Annotated in this window: 21 protein-coding genes; 5 read left to right on the forward strand and 16 right to left on the reverse strand. The window is 45.3% G+C overall.

All coding sequences use genetic code 11. The annotated features are described in order from the left end of the window. Positions 1 to 54: 54 nt before the first annotated feature. The 3 genes from R7M72_RS22785 to R7M72_RS22795 all read right to left on the reverse strand — a co-directional run bounded on the left by R7M72_RS22785 (position 55) and on the right by R7M72_RS22795 (position 2,416). On the reverse strand, positions 55 to 276 hold the full coding sequence (locus tag R7M72_RS22785) for a YecH family metal-binding protein (RefSeq protein WP_005378711.1): 222 nt from the start codon (positions 274 to 276) through the stop codon (positions 55 to 57). Positions 277 to 345: 69 nt separating this feature from the next. Next, the gene (locus R7M72_RS22790; protein WP_005389670.1) at positions 346 to 966 is read right to left on the reverse strand and encodes a lysoplasmalogenase; all 621 of its coding nucleotides are present in this window, start codon (positions 964 to 966) and stop codon (positions 346 to 348) included. A 1,081-nt stretch (positions 967 to 2,047) separates the two neighbouring features. Further along, positions 2,048 to 2,416 carry a hypothetical protein gene (locus tag R7M72_RS22795; RefSeq protein ID WP_005378717.1) on the reverse strand — a complete coding sequence of 123 codons (369 nt, stop codon included), beginning with the start codon at positions 2,414 to 2,416 and terminating at the stop codon, positions 2,048 to 2,050. A gap of 327 nt (positions 2,417 to 2,743) precedes the next feature. On the opposite strand from R7M72_RS22795, the gene R7M72_RS22800 reads away from it, so the two are divergent. Beyond that, entirely contained in the window at positions 2,744 to 3,073 is a 330-nt protein-coding gene (locus tag R7M72_RS22800) for a DUF2500 domain-containing protein (protein WP_005389668.1), read from the forward strand. On the opposite strand, the gene R7M72_RS22805 is transcribed toward R7M72_RS22800, so the two are convergent. The 7 genes from R7M72_RS22805 to rhtB all read right to left on the reverse strand — a co-directional run bounded on the left by R7M72_RS22805 (position 3,070) and on the right by rhtB (position 9,747). Further along, on the reverse strand, positions 3,070 to 4,083 hold the full coding sequence (locus tag R7M72_RS22805) for an acyltransferase (RefSeq protein WP_017636080.1): 1,014 nt from the start codon (positions 4,081 to 4,083) through the stop codon (positions 3,070 to 3,072). The two genes, R7M72_RS22800 and R7M72_RS22805, sit on opposite strands and share 4 nt — an antisense overlap. Before the next feature lie 283 nt (positions 4,084 to 4,366). Further along, the gene (arsJ, locus tag R7M72_RS22810; protein WP_158157012.1) at positions 4,367 to 5,584 is read right to left on the reverse strand and encodes an organoarsenical effux MFS transporter ArsJ; all 1,218 of its coding nucleotides are present in this window, start codon (positions 5,582 to 5,584) and stop codon (positions 4,367 to 4,369) included. Positions 5,585 to 5,839: 255 nt separating this feature from the next. After that, positions 5,840 to 6,334 carry a cyclin-dependent kinase inhibitor 3 family protein gene (locus R7M72_RS22815; protein WP_005383629.1) on the reverse strand — a complete coding sequence of 165 codons (495 nt, stop codon included), beginning with the start codon at positions 6,332 to 6,334 and terminating at the stop codon, positions 5,840 to 5,842. Between the two features lie 13 nt (positions 6,335 to 6,347). Next, entirely contained in the window at positions 6,348 to 7,349 is a 1,002-nt protein-coding gene (locus tag R7M72_RS22820) for an ArsJ-associated glyceraldehyde-3-phosphate dehydrogenase (RefSeq protein ID WP_005383630.1), read from the reverse strand. A gap of 42 nt (positions 7,350 to 7,391) precedes the next feature. After that, on the reverse strand, positions 7,392 to 7,727 hold the full coding sequence (locus tag R7M72_RS22825; protein ID WP_005378730.1) for a metalloregulator ArsR/SmtB family transcription factor: 336 nt from the start codon (positions 7,725 to 7,727) through the stop codon (positions 7,392 to 7,394). 154 nt (positions 7,728 to 7,881) lie between these two features. Continuing rightward, complete coding sequence (locus R7M72_RS22830) at positions 7,882 to 9,105, reverse strand: EAL and HDOD domain-containing protein (RefSeq protein ID WP_017636082.1); 1,224 nt, start codon at positions 9,103 to 9,105, stop codon at positions 7,882 to 7,884. Positions 9,106 to 9,129: 24 nt separating this feature from the next. Beyond that, entirely contained in the window at positions 9,130 to 9,747 is a 618-nt protein-coding gene (gene rhtB, locus R7M72_RS22835) for a homoserine/homoserine lactone efflux protein (protein ID WP_005378732.1), read from the reverse strand. A gap of 65 nt (positions 9,748 to 9,812) precedes the next feature. On the opposite strand from rhtB, the gene R7M72_RS22840 reads away from it, so the two are divergent. Next, entirely contained in the window at positions 9,813 to 10,823 is a 1,011-nt protein-coding gene (locus tag R7M72_RS22840; protein WP_005378733.1) for an alpha/beta fold hydrolase, read from the forward strand. A gap of 244 nt (positions 10,824 to 11,067) precedes the next feature. Then, positions 11,068 to 11,892, forward strand: coding sequence for a Cof-type HAD-IIB family hydrolase (locus R7M72_RS22845; RefSeq protein WP_053350823.1), 825 nt, complete (start codon positions 11,068 to 11,070; stop codon positions 11,890 to 11,892). 50 nt (positions 11,893 to 11,942) lie between these two features. Here the strand turns inward: R7M72_RS22845 and R7M72_RS22850 are convergent, their stop codons facing one another. Then, the gene (locus R7M72_RS22850; protein ID WP_005378735.1) at positions 11,943 to 12,413 is read right to left on the reverse strand and encodes an EVE domain-containing protein; all 471 of its coding nucleotides are present in this window, start codon (positions 12,411 to 12,413) and stop codon (positions 11,943 to 11,945) included. 47 nt (positions 12,414 to 12,460) lie between these two features. Here R7M72_RS22850 and R7M72_RS22855 point away from each other — a divergent pair, with 47 nt between their 5' ends. Then, positions 12,461 to 14,011 (forward strand): COG3650 family protein, encoded by a 1,551-nt coding sequence (locus R7M72_RS22855; RefSeq protein ID WP_176311205.1) that lies wholly within the window; start codon positions 12,461 to 12,463, stop codon positions 14,009 to 14,011. Then, a complete protein-coding gene (locus tag R7M72_RS22860) occupies positions 14,011 to 14,607 on the forward strand; it encodes a tRNA-uridine aminocarboxypropyltransferase (protein WP_042523926.1) in 597 nt (198 codons plus the stop codon). The genes R7M72_RS22855 and R7M72_RS22860 overlap by 1 nt, the downstream gene beginning before the upstream one ends. An 83-nt stretch (positions 14,608 to 14,690) precedes the next feature. Here R7M72_RS22860 and R7M72_RS22865 read toward each other — a convergent pair whose 3' ends face one another. From R7M72_RS22865 to dapF, 5 genes are all read right to left on the reverse strand, one after another. Then, positions 14,691 to 17,177: an EAL domain-containing protein gene (locus tag R7M72_RS22865; protein ID WP_042523924.1), complete on the reverse strand. Its 2,487-nt coding sequence runs from the start codon at positions 17,175 to 17,177 to the stop codon at positions 14,691 to 14,693. A gap of 138 nt (positions 17,178 to 17,315) precedes the next feature. Continuing rightward, on the reverse strand, positions 17,316 to 18,032 hold the full coding sequence (gene yigB, locus R7M72_RS22870; RefSeq protein ID WP_005378741.1) for a 5-amino-6-(5-phospho-D-ribitylamino)uracil phosphatase YigB: 717 nt from the start codon (positions 18,030 to 18,032) through the stop codon (positions 17,316 to 17,318). A gap of 8 nt (positions 18,033 to 18,040) precedes the next feature. After that, positions 18,041 to 18,973, reverse strand: a complete 933-nt coding sequence (gene xerC, locus R7M72_RS22875) for a tyrosine recombinase XerC (RefSeq protein ID WP_005378742.1) — start codon at positions 18,971 to 18,973, stop codon at positions 18,041 to 18,043. Beyond that, positions 18,939 to 19,670 (reverse strand): DUF484 family protein, encoded by a 732-nt coding sequence (locus R7M72_RS22880; protein WP_025768160.1) that lies wholly within the window; start codon positions 19,668 to 19,670, stop codon positions 18,939 to 18,941. Before R7M72_RS22880 ends, xerC begins: the two co-directional genes overlap by 35 nt. Then, positions 19,664 to 20,494 (reverse strand): diaminopimelate epimerase, encoded by an 831-nt coding sequence (dapF, locus tag R7M72_RS22885; RefSeq protein ID WP_005378744.1) that lies wholly within the window; start codon positions 20,492 to 20,494, stop codon positions 19,664 to 19,666. Before dapF ends, R7M72_RS22880 begins: the two co-directional genes overlap by 7 nt. Between the last annotated feature and the right edge of the window lie 3 nt (positions 20,495 to 20,497).

Consider the following 20,497-nt stretch of genomic DNA (forward strand, 5'->3'; position numbering starts at 1 on the left):
GAGTATATGACTGAGGGCGAAAACACCATAGTCACCCTCGATCTTAGCCGCCGTTTAGTGATTGCAAACTCGCGCCATATTGACCACAAACTTACCTTCAAGCTCACGAATTTTGTCGCGCTTGAGCAAAAATGCTAGTAATGCATCTAAGTCTAGATCATTCAGTTTACAGGTGTGAAAGCGAACGCTAGCACCAAAGTGCTGTGTGAGGGCTTCGCGATCCATTGGTGTTTCTCTAAGTAGGTTTAGCAGCTCGTGAGCATGGATTTCACTCATTATTGACTCCAGTTATTAAGAACAATGCGTTCAGTTTACTGAAATCCTCAAGAGCTGCTTTGACTTAAATTAGTAAATGATTGAGGCAACAATGAGGGCATGAGCAAAAAAGTAACTGCCACTCACCCACAAATAGGCGTGTTTCATCGGTTTTCGATAACCGTGTATCGCGTATGCCAGCGCCGAATAGATGAGAACTAAGGTTCCGCTAAAGCCGATAGCATTGGCGTAACTCGGCACTTGTAACCAAACTTCACCGGCTGCCCAAGCAAGTTGAACCAGCATCATCCCCATGATCACAACAGGGAATACCAGAGAGTCGAGTTGAGGTAGCAACAAAAAGAACGCCACGATACTCGCTGCAAGCAGCAGGGCCAACAGCCACCAGACAATCTCACCATTAAGCTGCACCCAAAATGACTTGCTGTAGCATACCTGGGCAACCAGATAAGCCGTAAAATAGATTAGCTTACGAGTTTTAAACGAGTGCAGCGTATCTGCCACCATAGACACAATAAGCCCACCCGCAATCCAGTAGGTATATGTTGCGGATGCACCTTGAGTTAACACCAACACAAGAAGAAGTAGCAGAGTAAAGATTTTAAACACGAGGGATTGTGTCGGGTTAGCTTGCTTTGCTCCCAACACGGAATACACACCTGATAGCCCTATCGCCAGCCAACTCCACATGCAGTATACACCTTTTACTTAAACTCGCCGCTAGTCTAGGTAGACCAGTTTTGATGTAAAGACACAATCTACGAAAGTTGGATCTCGCTAGCGATTCGAAACATTTTGTAACCCTCAGCCTACGTAATAATAAAGCCGATGAGCCTGAATGATGCCACTAAACATTGGGGCCAAGCTTTGCTCATCAGCCGAACCCATCAAATCACACGACACAATAACCAACGCTTTCTAAAACTATTTAACTGAAAAACAGATAAGTGCTCCAGGTAAGCCGCCATTTCACAAACTGACGATTAAACCACCAGGATGTATGTAATGCAGGCAACAAGAATAAATAACAGACACAAAATAGAAAATAGTCTTAGTAGCGCTCTAAGAGAGGAGAAACCACTGATGACTAGGGGTAAAAACTAAGAAAACCGACCTTAATTCAGTAAAAAAAACATCAGACAAGAAAAGTAAGTCAATGATAAATAAAACCATAATTTCAATAACAGATAAAAGTGCGGACTTCATAAACCATAAAATCACTAAACACTTTTGAAGCCCATATTTTCTCATAAGGTAAGAAAATCTCACTCCATGCTTTCGATTTGACGATGCAATCTCATAGCACATTTTTTAATTTTCTCAATTTTTGAGAAATACAGACAAAATAAACACCCAACATACCATTCGAAACAAAAAACAATTACAAAGCCAACATCACAAACCATTTAACATTATAAAATCATACACTTAAAACAAAAAAGGATAGAAATAAAACAATGTGAACACTTTAAACACAGCACAAAAAACATAGTTTCATTAGTCAGAATCATGTAAAACCAGACAAGTTAAGTGTGGTTTTTGAAAAGATTAACGAGCATATGTTGATCAAACCCCAAAAACAGTGCTATATTAAATTCATCGAGTTCATCAAAGATTAAGGGGTAGTGTTATGATTTCATCTTCTCAAAAACAAGGGCTGGTTATGATTGCAGTGGTTGTGGGTTTAATGACACTGCCAATGATGTACTAACCCAATGATTTAAAATAAAAAAGGACGCAAATGCGTCCTTTTTTATTTATCTGTATAGCTCTACTGAATGTGCTTAGACAAAATATCCCAGTGCATATAGTAGAAACCAAGAGCGGCCAGCGTAATCAACGTCATTAGCAAAATTGCTGTACGCCAAATAAAGCGAGAGCTTCTTGGTGTCAGCTCTTTTTCACAAGCATCACATGCCGCCATAAAGCCTTTACGATCATCCAGCTTGTAATCGTCTTCGTGCACCACTTTATTACGCACTGTCGCGATGAATCGAAGCTTTGCTATCACGTCATGCGGTAAACGTTCTTCACAACTATTAATAAGTTGGTGCAACCCTTTCCCTTCTGCATGGTACTGAGTACGCAAAAGTTTTTCGATCGTTCGGGTACGCATGACTACTTTTTCAATATCTGACATCGTAACCCTCCTTACCAGACCCTTCCTATGTTCATTATTTTTATTCTTCTATAAATTTAGAGCTTTTTCGAGCCGTTAAGTGCAATTTTACTTTCAATTTGTGCCCTTGAGCTCATATAGCCTAACAAGTGAAAGCCGCTTCGTTCAGCTTTAGTGACTTCGCTTGCAGATGAAGCGACGATTTCATCGCGCATCATTAAGATAAATCGTGAAGTGCGCCGAATAATCTCCATATCCCTTTCATTAGATTATGAATAAGTTACCTCAACTCATCGTTTCGTCAGCGAGTTCTGTAGAATGGGACCCGATAAAACATTGGAGGTTAATATGCCAATCTCACTTATTGTCGCCCTATTCGCCCTTATTGCCTTGGGCGCTTGGGTGTTTTTCCGTTTTTATAGTAAGCACTATGTGGGCGAAGACGCTCCAGAGCAAAGCGCGCAGGTAACGGTTTTAGATAAACAAGCGATAGACATACCAAACGCACCACCAGGTCAAGACGATCAAGAGTATTGGATTTACGTTCAACGTGGTTCTATCGGTCCAAAGCGTGAATTCCAAATTGGAGTGCATTACTACCATGCACTCAATCCTGGAGATAAGGGAACACTGACCTATCGCGGCAACAAGTTCCTTCACTTCGCTATCAAACGTTAAGGCAGTAACCAACGAGTCTTGGCAGAACGAGAAAAGAGATAGCTCATCGCCAAGGCTCCAGCTCCACTTAGAACGATCCAGACTGGAATCACCCACGCAGGATGTCCTGTGTACCAACCGAACTCTTTCATCGGCCATAAGAAAATAGGATGAAGTAAGTAAATCCCTAAGCTGTGCTGACTGATCACACTTACCACTTTTTGTACTTTTGGTGATAAGCCTTCACCAAAGTAACGCCCGATCATAAAAATCATCGAAGCTGCTAGAATCACATTCAGTGTTTTATAAGAGAGCCAGCGCCCAACCGTATACTTCTCCGCCTCTAAGCTATTTGTCACAACCATCGTAAAGGTCACTGCCAACGCCACGAGTCCTAGCCCAACAAATAGGGTCACCATAGAGCGATTCAAAGGTACCTTTTGAAATAAAACATACCCCAGTGGAAGGTAACCCATATAAAGCCACATCTGATTACTCCAAGGGCCATCAATCTTGAACAAGAACAGTGTGCTGGTGAAAAGCCAAAATGCGAGATAGGTATACAAGACGTTGTCATCCACGTTGCGTACCATCCATTGAAACAGCGGAATCACAAAATACAGTGGTATAAAGTAATAGAAAAAGCCGAGATGGTAATACGTTGCGTGGAATGGGCTATTGCTTAATACCTCTTTTACGGTTTCAAAGTCAAAGCCTTGAGAAGTCCAACCTGAAAGGTATGCATAAAACATCGACCAAATAAGAAATGGAACTAAAACTTTGCCCAAACGCCTTTTGATATAATACTTACCGTCAAATGGTCGAGTGTCACTGAGCATTAGCGCTCCGGTGATCAAAATAAAAACTGGCACTGCCCAGCGGGTTACGCTATTCACGCCTACCGCTGTCAGCCATTGGTCAAATGGAATCACTCCTAACTCATTTCGATACGGTGCCAAGACGTGAATGGCGATCACTGCTACCGCTGCGAAGCAGCGCAATAAATCAAAAAACAGAACCCTTTCTCTCATACCTTTCCCTACTTTGAGTCGCTTATCGTTTATAGCATAGGGTAAATCTCAACCAGTGAAATGGTTAACAATCTGTTTTTGCTTATTTTTAACTCAACAATGACCTACAACGGAGATTTCATCACCACTCTAATCACTTAACTAGAACCAAAAACCAAGCATCAGTATTCACTCTCGATGCCAAACCGACACAATCTGATTACAGCAAACGGCGCATAAGAAACAAAAATGGCTCCGATTTGGAGCCATTTATACCATCTACAGATAGCGATACTGGGGATAGTTACGCAGTAGCAACATCAGCTTTTGGCAACTTAATTGAAATCAGCGTCGTCAGTGCCAAGAAAGCAAAAGAAACCCATAAGCACGCTGCAAGACCAGCCTCTTGGTAGATCCAACCCGATAATACCGTGCCAATCAAACGTCCCATCGCATTGGCCATGTAGTAAAAACCGACATCCAACGAGACGCCATCGCCTTTAGCGTAGCTCACTATCAAGTACGAGTGCAGCGAAGAGTTAATGGCAAACACAGCGCCAAAAATCATCAAACCTACCACAATCACCAATTCAGGCTGCCAACCGATTTGCACACCATAAGCAATACCAGCCGTAATTAACGCTAGGACTCCTGCCCACACCAATGCTGCACTACCATCAGGCACACGACCTTGCGCTTTGCCAGTAATACGCGGCGCAAAGCCTTGCACAAACCCATAAGCAATGACCCACGTAGCGAGAAAGCTACCAACCCACAAGTGATCCCAGCCAAACACGCTACCAAGATAAATAGGCAGAGCAACGACAAACCACACATCACGAGCACCAAACAAGAACATGCGTGCTGCGGATAAAATGTTTATCGATTCAGACTTGGAGAATATTTGGCGAAACTTAGGTTTACTCTTTGCTTTACCCATGTCCGCTTCTAGCCAGATCATGCTGCAAACAAACACTAATGTAAGTAAACCCGCCATAATAAACATCGAGTTTTGAAAACCCACCCAAGATAGCAGCAAGCCACCAACAAAAAAGCCCGCTCCTTTGAGTGCATTCTTCGAGCCAGTCAAAATCGCTACCCATTTGTAGAGCGCCCCTTGCTGCTCGTCTGGAACTAGCGTTTTAATCGCGCTCTTAGCACTCATTTTGTTCAGATCTTTGGCAATCCCCGACAGAGCTTGCGCTGCCATCACCCAAGGAATGGTCAGCCATGCATTTGGTACTGCGAGCATCAGCAACGCAAACACTTGCATCGCTAAACCAATGTTCATGGTTTTATTTAGGCCTAACCTTGCGCCCAACCAACCACCAACCAGGTTTGTCACCACACCAAAAAATTCATAGAAAAGAAACAGTGAGGCAATAGCTAACGTGGAATAACCTAAGTCATGAAAATAGAGCACCACCAGCATACGCAGTGCGCCATCGGTCACCGTAAAGTTCCAATAGTTAAACGTCACTAACATGTACTGACGAATACTTTTGCTTAATTGAGAAATCATATTGACCTCATATGTACAGCGATAGAAGCATTTAGATCATCATGTTCTAAATACTTCCTAACCTGTACAGCAACATTGACCAATACAATGTTACTGTGATTTTCAAAAAATGCCCCAACATCAATAAAAAGAAAAATACACTTTAAAAAACAATTGATTAGTTAATATTAATGGCATTTTTTGTAAACAGTCGTATCCTGAAGAAGCTCGAATTTAGCTTTTGGATCATGATGAACCAAAAGCTATTTAAGCTGATCAAGCGTCTTGAGCCACACGTTCGATGTACTCAACTTGCACAGGTTTTGTAAATGCACCAGGGCGCAATGCCTGCACTTCTCGCACGATATCTTCTAACTGCCATTCCTTTTCTAGGAGTAGGTGAGCAGCGAACAAACCTGTGCGCCCCGAACCACCCATGCAATGCATCGCAACTTTGCCACCTTGAGCAAGAATCGCGTGCAGTTCCGGACTGGCTTGTTGCCACTTCGTCGCAAATTCTTCATTTGGTGCGCAGTCGTCTTCAATCTCGATCTGGAACCATTTCATACCCAGTTGCTGAGTGGCTTCACCCAATGCAGAGACATTCTTCGCGGCTAATTCACTATCATCTAATGCAGTAACGACCGCTTGAACACCCTGCTCTTTCAACTGTTCTAACGACGCATGCAAATCGACACCTTTCGTTCCTGGGCACGGTGTTAAGATTAAAGCACCGGAGTCCAAATCTAATTGCCATGTAGGATGAGACATTGTGACCCCCTTTTTAAGCCAAACCAACGTTACGAACCAGCTCTGCTGTGCGCGTTGCATAACCCATTTCGTTATCGTACCAAGCGTAAATCTTAACCATACGAGAACCCACAACCATGGTTGATTGCGCATCAACGATGGTTGAACGTTGGTCGCCTTTATAATCGATAGAAACTAAAGGACGCTCTTCGAAGCCAAGGATGCCTTTCAAATCACCTTCAGATGCTTCTTTTAACAGTGCATTCACTTCTTCTGCTGTGGTATCACGCTTCACATCAAAAATGATGTCTGTTAACGATGCGTTTGCTAGAGGTACGCGAACCGCATGACCATTAATTTTGTCTTTTAATTCTGGGAAAATTTCGACAATCGCCTTCGCGCTACCCGTCGTAGTCGGGATAAGGCTCATGCCGCATGCTCTTGCACGGCGTAGATCTTTGTGTGGCGCATCTAAAATAGTTTGCGTATTCGTCAGGTCGTGAATGGTCGTAAAAGAAGATTGTTCGATACCCAATTTCTCATGAATGACTTTAACTACAGGTGCGATACAGTTAGTCGTACACGAAGCTGCTGTCACGATACGATGTTTTTCAGGGTCGAAAATATGGTCGTTCACGCCCACCACAATGTTCGCGATACCTTCTTCTTTCACAGGTGCGCTTACCACGACACGTTTCACGCCTTGCTCTAGGTATTTATTTAGGAATGATGTTTTGCGATGTACGCCTGTCGCTTCAATCACAACATCACAATCAGACCAGTTCACCGCATCGATATCGCGTTGTTGAGTCGTGGCGACACGCTTGCCGTTGATGACGAGCTCACTGCCTTCGACCTGAACTCCATGATGCCAACGACCTTGCACTGAATCGAATTCTAATAAGTGACCAAGCGTAGCTGCGTCACCTGCGACATCGTTGATTAACACAAACTCCAATTCTGGCCAATCAAATGCCGCTCGCAGCGCTAAGCGACCAATTCGGCCAAAGCCATTAATTCCTACTTTAATTGTCATAGTTTTACCCTCTAATCTTCTACCTTGAATCTCTATTCGCTGTTAACAGCAAGCCTCACGACTTTTATCGTGTAAGCGTGTGATGTCGTCTTGGTATTCCTGCTTCAAACAGTTTGATGCCACTAAGTCTTCAATTAACTTTCGCATCCAACCTGGTAATTGCTGTGATAACTCGTAATACACCCATTGTCCTTGGCGTTTATCCACCAAGATGCCACTGGATCGTAACTGAGCAAGATGACGAGAAACTTTCGGCTGGCTCTCTTGTAGAGCAAACGCCAAATCACCAACGCAAGTTTCACCTTCACGGGCCACGAGCATTAAACAACGTACGCGTGTTTCATCGGATAACAGCTTAAAAAACTGATGTGGAAGCATAATGAACATACCTATATATGGATATGCGTATATGTTTATTTAATTAAGATATATCGTCAAGAGGAAACCGTCCATCGTCATAAAAGTTTCACATCTAACGAACAGCTTGATTGTAAAGAGAGAGATTCAAAGAGATAAAAGATAAAACCAGAAATTATGCAGTCGCGATGCTTTGACTCCAGCGAACCGCTTCACCTAAGGAGAGCTTCACTTCCTCTAAAGGCAACCCCAATTGCATCGTGATTTTTTCAACCCCTGACCAATCGGCACGCTCGTAGCACTCTTCGAGGGAAATAAGTGCACCATAAACCCCTTTGCGATGTAATAGCGCTTGTTGTACTGAATGACTAAGCGGTAACTGCCTAACTAAAGATTCCACCGAAAGATCCAACAGCGCATCTAGAATCGACAGCAAACCAACCATGAAACCTTGTTCGTTGAGATGAGAGAATGGCTGATAGCGCGACATCAATTGGCAAAATTGAGCTCGTTGCAATGAAAGGTGATACAGCTCTCGAGGCTTATTACTGGAGATATACGATGCCACAACCAAAGAGACAAACTGCTTAAGGTTATCCTGGCCAAGATAAATCAATGCCTGACGAAAAGAGCTGATTTCGACAGCCAAATTCGGCGCTTGCGTATTTACAAAACGCAATAATTTATATGACAACGCGACATCTTGCGTAATGATGGACTCGATACGAGTAAAGTCAGGCTCAGGAGCACAAACTTCACGAAACAGTTGCAATGCCAACACTTGCTCAGGACTGACGTATTTAGTCTGCGAGACGAGTGGCTTGCTAAAAAAATAACCTTGGAAAAATTTAAAGCCAGCCGCTTTCGCTTGCTCAAACTCTTCTGCGGTTTCAACACGTTCTGCTAAAAAGTGGTATTTGACGCGTTTGGCAAGGTGTGTTGTGACAAGTTCACAGGCCTTTTCGAGCCCCATCGCCATAATGTCGAGCTTCACAATATGCACATATGGCAAAAAACGGCGCCATTCTGGTGTTAGGGTGAAGTCATCCAAAGCGATCAAGTAACCTTCTCGATAAAACTCACGAATCGCATCAAGAAGCTCATCCGTAGGTTGGCACGTTTCCAACACTTCGATGACAATTTTGTTTTTCGGCAAACTGCGCGGCAAACGTCGCACCAAACTTTGATGAGGAAAGTTAATAAAGCATCTTGAAGAGGCAATCACTGGGTTAGTACCCAGTGATAGGAAGTTTTCGACGATCAGTCGGTATGTCGCTCGATTTGAATCAATATGTGAAGGGTATGCGTTACTCTCCCCGTCTCGAAACAACAATTCATAACCCAGCGTCTGTCTTTTTCGGTTAAAGATCGGCTGGCGAGCGACATACGTTGTATTCATGCTAAAGAAGGACCTATAAATGGCTTATGACTTTGCAGCTGCTAATAATGCACCACAACCCATGAACATTGAACCGAATACTTTGTTTATTTTTCCCATGATTTTATCGGAGCGAATAAAGCGTCCCATTTGTGCTGCCAAGCTCGTGTAACCCAACATTACACACGCATCAATCACGACCGTAGTGACGCCAAGCACCAACAGTTGCGTGATTTGGTCTTTTGCCGGGTCAATAAACTGCGGGAACAACGCCACCAGAAAAACAATCGATTTAGGGTTGGTGAGGTTAATTAACACAGCCTTGTACAACAGCGCCGTGCCTGACATCTCGTTGTGGTTTTCAGCTGCGACTAAGCTTGATGTATCGCGCCATTTCTGAATCCCCAACCAAACCAGATAAGCGGCACCAACCCATTTAATGACAGAAAATGCGGTTGCTGACTGCGCGACAAGCGCACCAATACCCGCCCCCACCAGCGCGATGTGGATAACTAAACCAATTTGTAAGCCAATAATGGCACCCAGTGATTTACGGGTACCGTAACTCAAACCATTACTGATTGAGTTCACCGTGCCAGAGCCCGGAGCCAAACTAAAAACGATTGCTGTTACTACATAAGCTAACCAGACATGGGTATCCATTGCATTTCCTCACTAATTCTTCGATGATACATCGCGTAAACAACGTATCTTCAGGTAATCAACTAATGGCGACTAACCATTCACCTTTGACTTATACTCAAGAGACATTATTTGAGCAAGCAATTGGTGGTCCGATCGCAGCACTTTGGCAAACTCGCCAAGAGGGCTTTGTTAAAGGGACTGAGAAAAAGAACATTTACTGGTGCAAGCTAACCAACCCAGAGCATAAAAAAGCCGTGCTCATCGTAAATGGACGCATTGAGTCTTCCTGGAAATACCAAGAGCTGTTTTACGATCTCTACCGCCAAGGTTTCGATGTCTATTCCTTTGACCACCGCGGTCAAGGTTTATCAGATCGTTTATTATCTGACTCAGATATGGGTCACGTCTATGACTTTACTGATTATATTGATGATATGGACATCGTCGTAAAAAAACACGACCTTAGCGAATATCAACAATGCTTCATCATCGCGCACTCTATGGGCGGCGCGATCGCCACACGTTACCTGCAAACTCACCCAGAACACCCTTTTACTGGTTTGATTCTAAGTGCGCCCATGTTTGGCATTAACCTGCCATGGTACCTATCACCAATAGCGATTCCGGTCACACAAATTATGTCAGCGGTATCGACTTTGCCACGCTATGCACCAGGACATCAGGCCTACTTCCCTAAGCCCTTTGAAGATAACCCACTTAGCCAAAGTTACGGCCGCTACCAATGGTTCCGAAACCTATATACGGAAAAACCGGAACTGCAAGTCGGTGGGCCAAGCACTCGCTGGGTTTGGCAAGGGCTCATGGCCGCTAAGCAGTGCTTTTTATTAACTCGCCAAGTCAAAATACCAGTCATCCTAATCCAAGCCGGAAACGATCGGATTGTTAGCAATCTCGCGCAAAAGCGTTTTATTGATAAATTGCGGAAAACCAACCCGCACGCGGAGCTGCTTTCTATCGAAGGCGCACAGCATGAAATCTTGTTCGAGACCGACAAGTATCGTAATCAAGCTCTCGATGCGATTTTCCGCTTTATGAATGACCCTAAATCGCCATCAAACGAACAAGCACAATAAGAACTCTAGGCGACCATTTCACGACTATCATTAAAGAGGAAATGTCTGCACATCGATTTACCCTCTTTTTCATCCTCATTTTGGCGTACACTGCTTGAACTTGGCTACTTTGACACTGTGTTTAACCGCATAGTGCTACGAGCCCAAGTTCCCCCGCATTCGGAGCAGTACGATCTAGTCAGTCTGCTGTACTCCGTTTGCAATTCACCTGTTCCACACTATCCAAACCGTTTACGAGGACTTCATGAGCACATCGCTACCTTGCAAAGAGATCACCAAAATCGTTGCCTCTGATCTGGATGGCACGTTACTCGCACCTAACCATCAGCTCAGTGCTTACTCAAAAGAGACGCTAAAAGCGCTGCATGAAAAGGGTTATACCTTTGTCTTTGCAACCGGCCGTCACCACGTAGACGTTGCGAGCATCCGTCGCCAAGTTGGCATTCCAGCTTATATGATCACGTCGAATGGTGCCCGAGTGCATGACCAGGAAGATCAGCTAATGTACAGCGAGAATGTCCCTGCGGAACTGGTACAAGGCGTGATCGACACGATCAAACATGATCAAGAAATACTTATTCACATGTATCAAAATGATAGCTGGTTGATGAACAAGGATGATGAAACGTTACGTGACTTCCACGATGAATTCACTTACGTCTTATTTGATGAAGACCAAGCCCCAACTGACGGTATTGCGAAAGTTTTCTTTACTCATCCAGGAGAAGACCACGAACGTTTGGTCGTATTTGAAAACAAACTACGTGAGCAGTTTGGTGATCAGCTGAACATCGCATTTTCAACGCCTTGGTGTTTGGAAGTAATGAGCGCTGGCGTGTCTAAAGGTCATGCTCTTGAAGCGGTAGCGAAAAAGCTCGACCTCACGTTAGAAAACTGCGTAGCATTTGGTGATGGCATGAATGACGTAGAAATGCTGTCGATGGCAGGTAAAGGGCTAGTTATGGGTACATCACACGAAAAAGTGATGAAAGCTCTACCAAATAATGAAGTAATTGGCAGCAATGCAGAAGATGCGGTTGCACACTACCTACAAGAACACTTGCTGTAAGCTTCAATACTCCAATTAATGAAGGGCTGCACATTCGCAGCCCTTCTCTTTTATCGCTGACTTGGCAGCTTCTCTTTGCCAAGAATCGCGTCCCATTCTTCTTCTGTCACGGGCATAATCGACAAGCGATTTCCACGTTTCACCAACGGCATGTTCTCAAGTTCTGGCATCGCTTTCATCACCGACAACGGAATCACTCGCGCCGTTTTACGTACAAACTCTACATCCACCATAATCCAACGCGGGTTGTCTGGGTCTGACTTTGGATCGTAATAATCGCTTTCGGGATCGAATTGGAAATGATCGGGATAGGCTTCTCTCACAACTTTAGCAATACCTGCCACGCCAACATGTTTACAAGAAGAGTGGTAAATCAGGACTAAATCGCCCACCTTCACTTGGTCACGCATCATATTGCGCGCCTGATAATTACGAACTCCCTCCCAACATGAAACCTTTTGGGTTCGAAGCGTGTCAATAGAAAAGGTATCTGGTTCAGTTTTAAATAACCAATATGCCATAATGCCATCCGATGCCGATTGAGTAACAATAATGAGGAAGATATAACATGAAGGCTTTGAAAAACCCAGTGGCGCTTGCCACCCTGCTGGTTCTGCAAGCATGTAGTTCACAGCCGCCACAATCTGGTGCTGCTGACCCAACCTCTCCACCAGCAACCTTAGATAAGCCTGAAACCATTCAACCTCAAACTTTTATGCTACGCGGAAAAGTGATCGTCGGTCACGAGAGCCAATACATCATGCCTTGTGGCAGCGACAAGCAATATTGGTTGCAACTATCACCACAGCAAATGCAACGAGCAATTCAGTTAAATAACGAGCCTTACCAGACTATGTATGGCGAGGTTATCGGCCACCTCAACCCACCGGGCATCGATGGGTTTTCTGCTGATTTCGATGCTAACTTTGTCGTGGAACAAGTGAACTTCCTCACAACGGAAAATCCAAACCGTTGTCAGCAACCAAACAAACCAACTCGCGTGTTTGGTAATGAGCCTTCTTGGTCGGCAAGCTTTGAGGCTAATGGACTAACATTCCAGCAAATCGGCAAACAAACCACAAAATTAGCGATTAAAAGCAGTCAGCTTCAACCTCGCCAGCGCACTTATCAACTACAAGATGGTGAGCTTCGCTTAACAGAAAACCTCTGCTCAGACACAATGAGCGATTCTTTGTATGGCTGGAAAGCAACACTAAAACATGATGGCGAGACGTATCAAGGTTGTGGTATGGCTGCAAACGTCGATGCAACGCTTGGTTGGGCTAATACCTATGTCGCGACCTCAACTCAATCACAAGGTTTTGAAGTACAAATGACCTTAAACCCAGACCACAGCGCCACAACAAAATACCGTTACGCCAATGGACAAGCACCATTAATCGAGCGTGGTTACTGGCAACAGTTAAGTCCGTCTCAGGTTCAAGTTGTCATGACGCATCATCAACAGCAAAGACTGATGTCAGAGCGACTGTTTACTCGAGAAGGCAATCAGCTCAAAGCGACCAAAGAAAAAGTCGGTAACTTAGTATACCCAATCGCCGATGGTGGTTTAGTCCTTTACCCTGCCACCGTTCGTGATGAAGGCATCATGCAACCAGCCGAAAAACGCACCAACAACCCCATCGGTAGTGCTGACGTCCCTTCTAGTGCAGAGTTTGATTCAAAAGTAGATGCCGCGGTGCGCAACTACTTCTTTATCCATCAAACCACCCCCAACAATAACCAATACCGTTGGCTAACTTACGACCTCAACAGCGATGGTAACGAAGAGCTATTGGTACAGTTGGATTGGTGTGGTTCCGGAGGCTGTACATTGCTGATATTTGAACATCACGAAAAGGAATGGCGATTTAATAGCCGCATTACACTAGTGCAAAGCCCGATTATGCTCGGCCAACAAACCTCTCATGGTTGGCGAGATCTGATTTTTAATGTCAGCGGTGGCGGAGCTAAAGCGGCTCAACACGTGATGCAATACACTGGGGTTAGCTACCCACTCAACCCAAGCATGGCACCAACGGCAACGCCGAACCAAGTCAGTGGTGTGCGTCTGTTCTCTGATGGGATAAGCCCGGTGCGCGAAGGAGTTCGTCTGTAATGTCACAACCGTGTCCAACCTGCGGTTTTCAATTCAATTGTATGTGCTCGCTAATGCCGAAACTTACCAGTGAGCACAACATCCTGCTGTTAATGCATCCGAATGAACTGAAGCGTGATACTAATACCGGCCAGCTACTAGAGCAGTGCCAACTCAACATTGAGCGAGTAATCTGGGATCGCAAACAGCCACCAGCAGAATTGCTCACTCTATTAGCTGATCCGTCGCGGTATCCGGTGTTGCTCTTCCCCTGTGAAGAAAGTATCACACTCGAACATGTGGTACTCCAAAGCCAGCAACAAACCAAAACTCCGCTGTTTATTATTTTAGATGCCACCTGGCAAGAGGCGCGCAAGATGATCAATAAGAGCCGTTGGTTAGAAGGTATCCCTACTATGGGATTGTCTGCGTCGGCGGACTCACAATATCAGCTGCGACGCAACCAACAACAAGGTAATTTGTGTACGTTTGAAGTCGCTGCACATTTGCTCGGGCAACTTGGAGAACAAAACAACCAACAACAAATGCAGCGCTTTTTTGCCCATTACCTCGCTCTGTTCCAAGCTGAAAAGAGTGGACACGCTCTTAAGCGTTAACCATTAAGCTCAGTAGAAGAACCAAACAAAAAACGCAGCCTACGCTGCGTTTTTTACGACAAGAAGTTTCACGTGAAACATCATTAAAACAGTCGAGTCGGCTTGCCAAGATAGTAACCCTGCAAATAGTCCACCCCCATGTCTTGTGCAATGGTACACACCTCCTGATTGTGGACGAACTCCGCCACCGTCTCCGCGTTAAACACCTGGCACAAACGCACCAACTGGGAAGCGATCTTGCGCTGTTTTAAGTCTTTATCAATATCACGAATCAAGCTGCCATCGAGCTTTATGACTTCTGGCTCCAACTTTAGGATTTCATCGATATTCGAATAACCGGACCCAAAGTCATCAACAATGATACGCGCCCCTAAGCTTCTAAAATGACTGCACACTTCTATCATTCGGCCGTAGTCTTTGATCTGCTCAGATTCCAGCACTTCTAAACCAATTCGCCTTGGGTCATTTAGCTGGCTAATTTCATGCTCTAAAAGCATTAAAGTTTTATCACTGAGCAAATCTTGCGGCGATAAGTTTATAGAAAAGTCACCTTGCTTATCTCGCATATAATGCAACGTAGAATGAATCATGTGCCGACTTAGTCGAGTGTAAAGATGCGTATCAGAGATAATTGGCAGAAAACGTCCTGGCGCAATCACCGTTCCATCGGCTTCCAGAATACGAACCAAACATTCTTGGCTTGCCAATTTGTGGCTACTCGCATGCACAATAGGTTGGCTATAAGTGATGATATTCTGTTTGAGAATGGCTCTACTGACGCAACTTAGCCATCCAAGTTGCTCTTTACGCACATCCTCACTGACTTCAATATCTTTCGCATTACAGATATGGGTATTACTGCGTACACCGGAGCGCCTCGCTTCGATGCCTTTGAGTAAGAGCTCATCTACTGAAGCGGATGGAAAGTCTCGACGACTCACTAAGCCGCCGCATAGCGAGATAGAAAGATAATCTATTTCACGTAGGCCAATTGGCTCAAAATTAGTTTGTTCTACCGCGTCAGCAAAACGCGTAAAGTGCTGTTTGATGGTCTCGCTGCTTTGATCAGCTTTAAATATGAACGCCCATTCACCAACCCCAATACTATAAAGCTGCAAAGCCGTTGGCATGCCGAAACGCTTTCGTAGTCGATTCGTAAAGTGCATTGAGAGATCTTTGAGTAATTGATCTCCCACTCGGTAGCCGTATTTTTCGTTGATATGACTAAAGTTAAGTAGCTTTAGAGTCAACAAATGCTCATCCAAATCGATGTTACTCAGCCGCTCTTGCAATGCGACCCGGTTTTGTAATCCCGTGCGACTGTCGCGTCGATAGCTTTCTTGTAACTTGCGCGTTTGGCGATCGAGTTGATATCCCATATGCGCGTTCATATGGTTGAGATCGCCGATCGCATTTCGAATCAAGCTAAACAGCGGTGAAATAGAGGAGCTAACGGGCGACTTAGGCAAGTTCAATGTTTGCACTTCGTCTCCCTCTCGCATCGCTAAATACGTCAGGCTGTGATGGAGAATTTCGGGCTGACCAATACCACCATGCAGTTCCCCCATACAGTAACTACCAAACGTCGTCGCAATATCTTTGAAGGCTTGGACTTCGTCGCTGCTGTCAATAAAGTCTAACCGTGACGCGCAGTTAAAAATCATCACGACTTCAGGTTGGTGCATGGCTAACTCAACCACACCATGCCGCACTTGCTCGAGCGTTAACGAGGGATGGTTATAGCAAAATTGCACTTCGTCACCAAGACACCAGGGCCTGTCGAAGCTCATACTGCCATCAGCGTGTAGCTCCGTTACCGTACAAACTTCCTTTCGCCCTAAGCTTTCTCGATACAATGGAAAGCTGAGCAGTTGACTCAGCGTCACGTCATGGCCATCCGCCAAGTAACGCTTGTATACGTCCAGCGCTTTCTTCTCACCTAAACAATACAAGCGCGTTCCTTTTGCATGAGTGACTTTGTGTGGCATGCCAATCGGGTTCCATTCCGAATACGCATCAGTCCATAGCTTCAAAGTATCACTGTGCAAAGCTACGGCAACCACAGCGTTATCGTAAACTCGGTTTTGATATAGCACCCAGCAGCCATCGTCAATACTCTGCGCCAACCCTCCAGAAATCACTACTTCTTCACTGGCGAAGGTTTGAAACAAGGGATAGTCACGTCGTTCAATTTGCACAGCAAAGCTGAGGATCACCTGTGAATTATGCTGCATTAGAAGAGAGCGCTTGAGTTCCCCGCCATCAATGTCAGGGGAGTAAGAGTATGTTTGTACCGCAGAAGTCAGCGTGGTTTGCTCAAATTCAATCACACTCACTAGGCAACCAGAGGTAAATATCTCCCCTTCCAGAATCACATTACGCGTACTATGCCCCATAACATGAGCATTCGGCAGCGACGACAAAACGGCGTCTGCAAGTGTGGTCGTAATTTCGCGCGATTGCGTCGACAATATTTGTACTAAATATTGTTTATCTGAGGAAGTCGGAAAAGTGACTAAAAAGTCATTCAGTTGACTGACATCGTGAACCAGTTTTGAAAAAGCTCGCATGGACCTACCACTGCCGTAACACTATCTTCACCACGACGTGTGGCGTTACTATTTTTATTTAATAGAGAATAATTTACGTGGCTTTGCGCTGCTTTTCTAGACACAAAATGAGATTAGAATGGATTAATGCGAAAGCAATTAAAAAAGTGTGAGTAACGGCTGCAAACTATTGATTTCAATATCAGGTAAAGTACGTGTTTTTGAATGGTTAATGACATTTTTATTCATATCATTAAACCAACAGGCTGCAAAACCAGCCAACTTTGCACCATGCACATCCGTGGTTAGATGATCACCGACATGCAGAATATTCTCCGCAGGAATATCCAAGAATCGCTTCGCTTTAGTAAACATATCGGTTGCGGGTTTCGCCAATCCATCTGGTCCTGCTTTAAGTACCTGTTGGAAATAAGGCGTAAGACCGATGCGGTCTAAATCCACATTACCGTTGGTGATTGCTACCAACGGGATGTGCTGCGCGAGTTCCTCCAGTACATCGAGGCTTTGCTGCGGCACTTCAAAACGGCTACGCCAGTCCAACGCAACGTCTACTGCGGCTTTCGCGGCGGCATGTGCTGCGTCTTCGTCGTAGCCTACTTGGGAGAAGGCTTGCTGAAGTTGCACTAAACGCCATAAAGTGACATCGCTCTTCAGCTCGGGTTGTTGCTGCACAACACGCTGCTTGAGAGCAAACCAATCCGCTTTGTTCATATGAGCAACCGCTGGATGATGGTGCTTGAGCCAAGATAGCAACTCACGCTCCATGCGAACGATCACAGGATAGTTGTCATAGAGGGTATCATCTAGGTCAAAGGTCATTGCCTTAATAGGCTCGATACGGCGATAAAATTTCATACTTCGGCTCACTCCCCGTTCTTTTTACGTGCGCGTGGATGGGCTTGGTCGTAGGCTTGCGCCAAATGTTGGAAATCCAAGTGCGTGTAGATTTGGGTCGTCGAAATGTTCTCGTGCCCTAAAAGCTCCTGCACCGCACGTAAGTTATTGCTTGATTCGAGCATATGTGTCGCAAATGAGTGACGCAATTTATGCGGACTAATATGGCTTGCGACAGACTGTTTCTGCCCCCATTCAGCCATGCGCTTTTGCACGCTACGATGCGAAATACGCGTTCCAAGCTTAGATACAAACAAGGCGGGCTCACCTGGAGCGGCTAAATCACCACGAACGCGTAACCACTTCCCGACCCACTCGGTTGCCATCCCAGAGAACGGCACTTTACGTTCTTTATCGCCTTTACCAATAACACGAAGCTCACCACTACGCAGTTGTACATCACGTACATCCACACCCACCAACTCAGCCAAACGTAAACCGGCGCCGTACATCAGCTCCATCATGGCGCGATCGCGCACAGCCAACGGGTCGTCCTCGTTGACTTCAAGTAATTGGCTCACTTCGTCAACATCGAGGTTTTTGGGCAACGGGCGTTTTTTGCGAGGTGCTGAAACCCCTTTGGCTGGGTTAGCCGACATCTCGCCACGCAGAATAAGGAAATCGAAAAAGCTACGTAGCGATGAGAGTCGCGTTGCCAAACTGCTGGCTTTCATGCCTTCTCGCATGCCCTTACCTGCTAATTGGCGCACCCAACCAGCATCCACTTGAGACCAATCTTTGAGCCCCATTTCAGCTAAGTGCTGCGCCATAGTTTCTAGCTGCTGTTTGTAATTGCGCTGAGTATGTAGGCTAAGCCCCTTTTCGCTTCGTAAGAATTCATAGAAGCGCTCAAGAGGCTTTTGCAGACTATTTGGCAGAGGAGTGTTGGGAGTTGTCGTCATCGTAACTTTGCCATACCAGTGTTTGAGCGAGATGTGCCACTACTAATGATAGGTGACGCAAAAACAAGGTATCCATATCTGGCTGAAAATGGCCGCCATCTTCACTAGAAAAAGCAAGCACGCCCAGTGTTTGCTGTTTCACGAGCGGCAGTACCACATAGGACCCCATTTCCGGCACTTCCATGTTGCCAAACAAAGCTTCACGATCCACTTTGCGAAGACGTCCTAAGTACGCATCTTTGCCATTTAAGTGAGTGGTCGCAAAGCGTTGATAACTTTCCTTACTCAATTGAATCGATGCGTCGCATTGACTAAACAATCGAACAAACGCACGTAAGCCCAATGTTTTGGCTTTCTCTTCGATAGAATGAATGACTTGTTTAAAGTCACCACACTTTAGAATCTGCCCCTGCAAATCCATAAATTCGTAAAAGGTGCGATCATTGTTCGCCGCAAGCGACATTAGTGTAGTGATCTCTTCCTCTAACTCTTCAATGCGCTGACGTTGGCGATTCATTTGGATGTGTACCAAAGATACCGCGCCTAAGTCTGAGTGTGGGAAAGATAAACGATCCACAAGCTCCGGACGTTGCACAAAAAAGTCTGGATGATCTTTGAGGTACTCTGCCACTACTTCAGCCGTTAAGGCATCTGCTTCTACTTGAGACAAACCGTTTCCTTTTTCTTCAACTAGCAAGATAATTGACCATCAAATACATGCGTTGTAGGTCCGGTCATAAACAACGGCTTGCCAGGGCCTTGCCATGCAATTCGCAATTCACCACCAGGTAGAGAAACCTTAACGTTTTCATCCAACAAGCCCTGCAGAATCCCAACCGCGACTGCCGCGCATGCACCACTACCACAAGCTTGTGTCTCTCCTGCGCCTCGCTCGTAAACTCGAAGACGAATATGGTCACGACTCATCACCTGCATAAAGCCAGCGTTGACGCGCTCTGGGAAACGCTCATGCGACTCGAGCAGCGGACCGAGAGTTTCCACTTCTGCCGTATCCACATCGTCGACCACGGTCACTACGTGCGGGTTACCCATGCTCACAGCACCACAAAACAAGGTATTGTCGCCTGCTCGCATGATGTAAGTTTTCTCTTTTTGCTTCGCTTTGAAAGGAATTTTGTTCGGTTCAAACTCTGGTACGCCCATGTTGACCGTCACTTCCCCATCATCTTCGATGTTGAGAATCATCTTTCCTTTCTTGGTGCTCACGCTGATGCTGTATTTATTGGTCAGTCCCTTCAAGCGAACAAAGCGGGCAAAACAGCGTGCACCGTTACCACACTGTTCAACTTCACTACCATCGGCATTAAAAATCCGATAATGGAAGTCGGTTTCAGGGTCGTAAGGGGCCTCTACCACAAGCAATTGGTCAAAACCAACGCCAGTATGACGATCCGCCAAGCGGCGGATCAGGTCTTGCGAGAAAAACACGTTCTGGGTAATACAGTCGACGACCATGAAGTCGTTGCCCAAACCGTGCATTTTGGAAAAGTGGAAATGCATTTG

Origin of the sequence: Vibrio sp. YT-18 (assembly GCF_033337345.1) — a bacterium.
Lineage (GTDB): Bacteria > Pseudomonadota > Gammaproteobacteria > Enterobacterales > Vibrionaceae > Vibrio > Vibrio alginolyticus.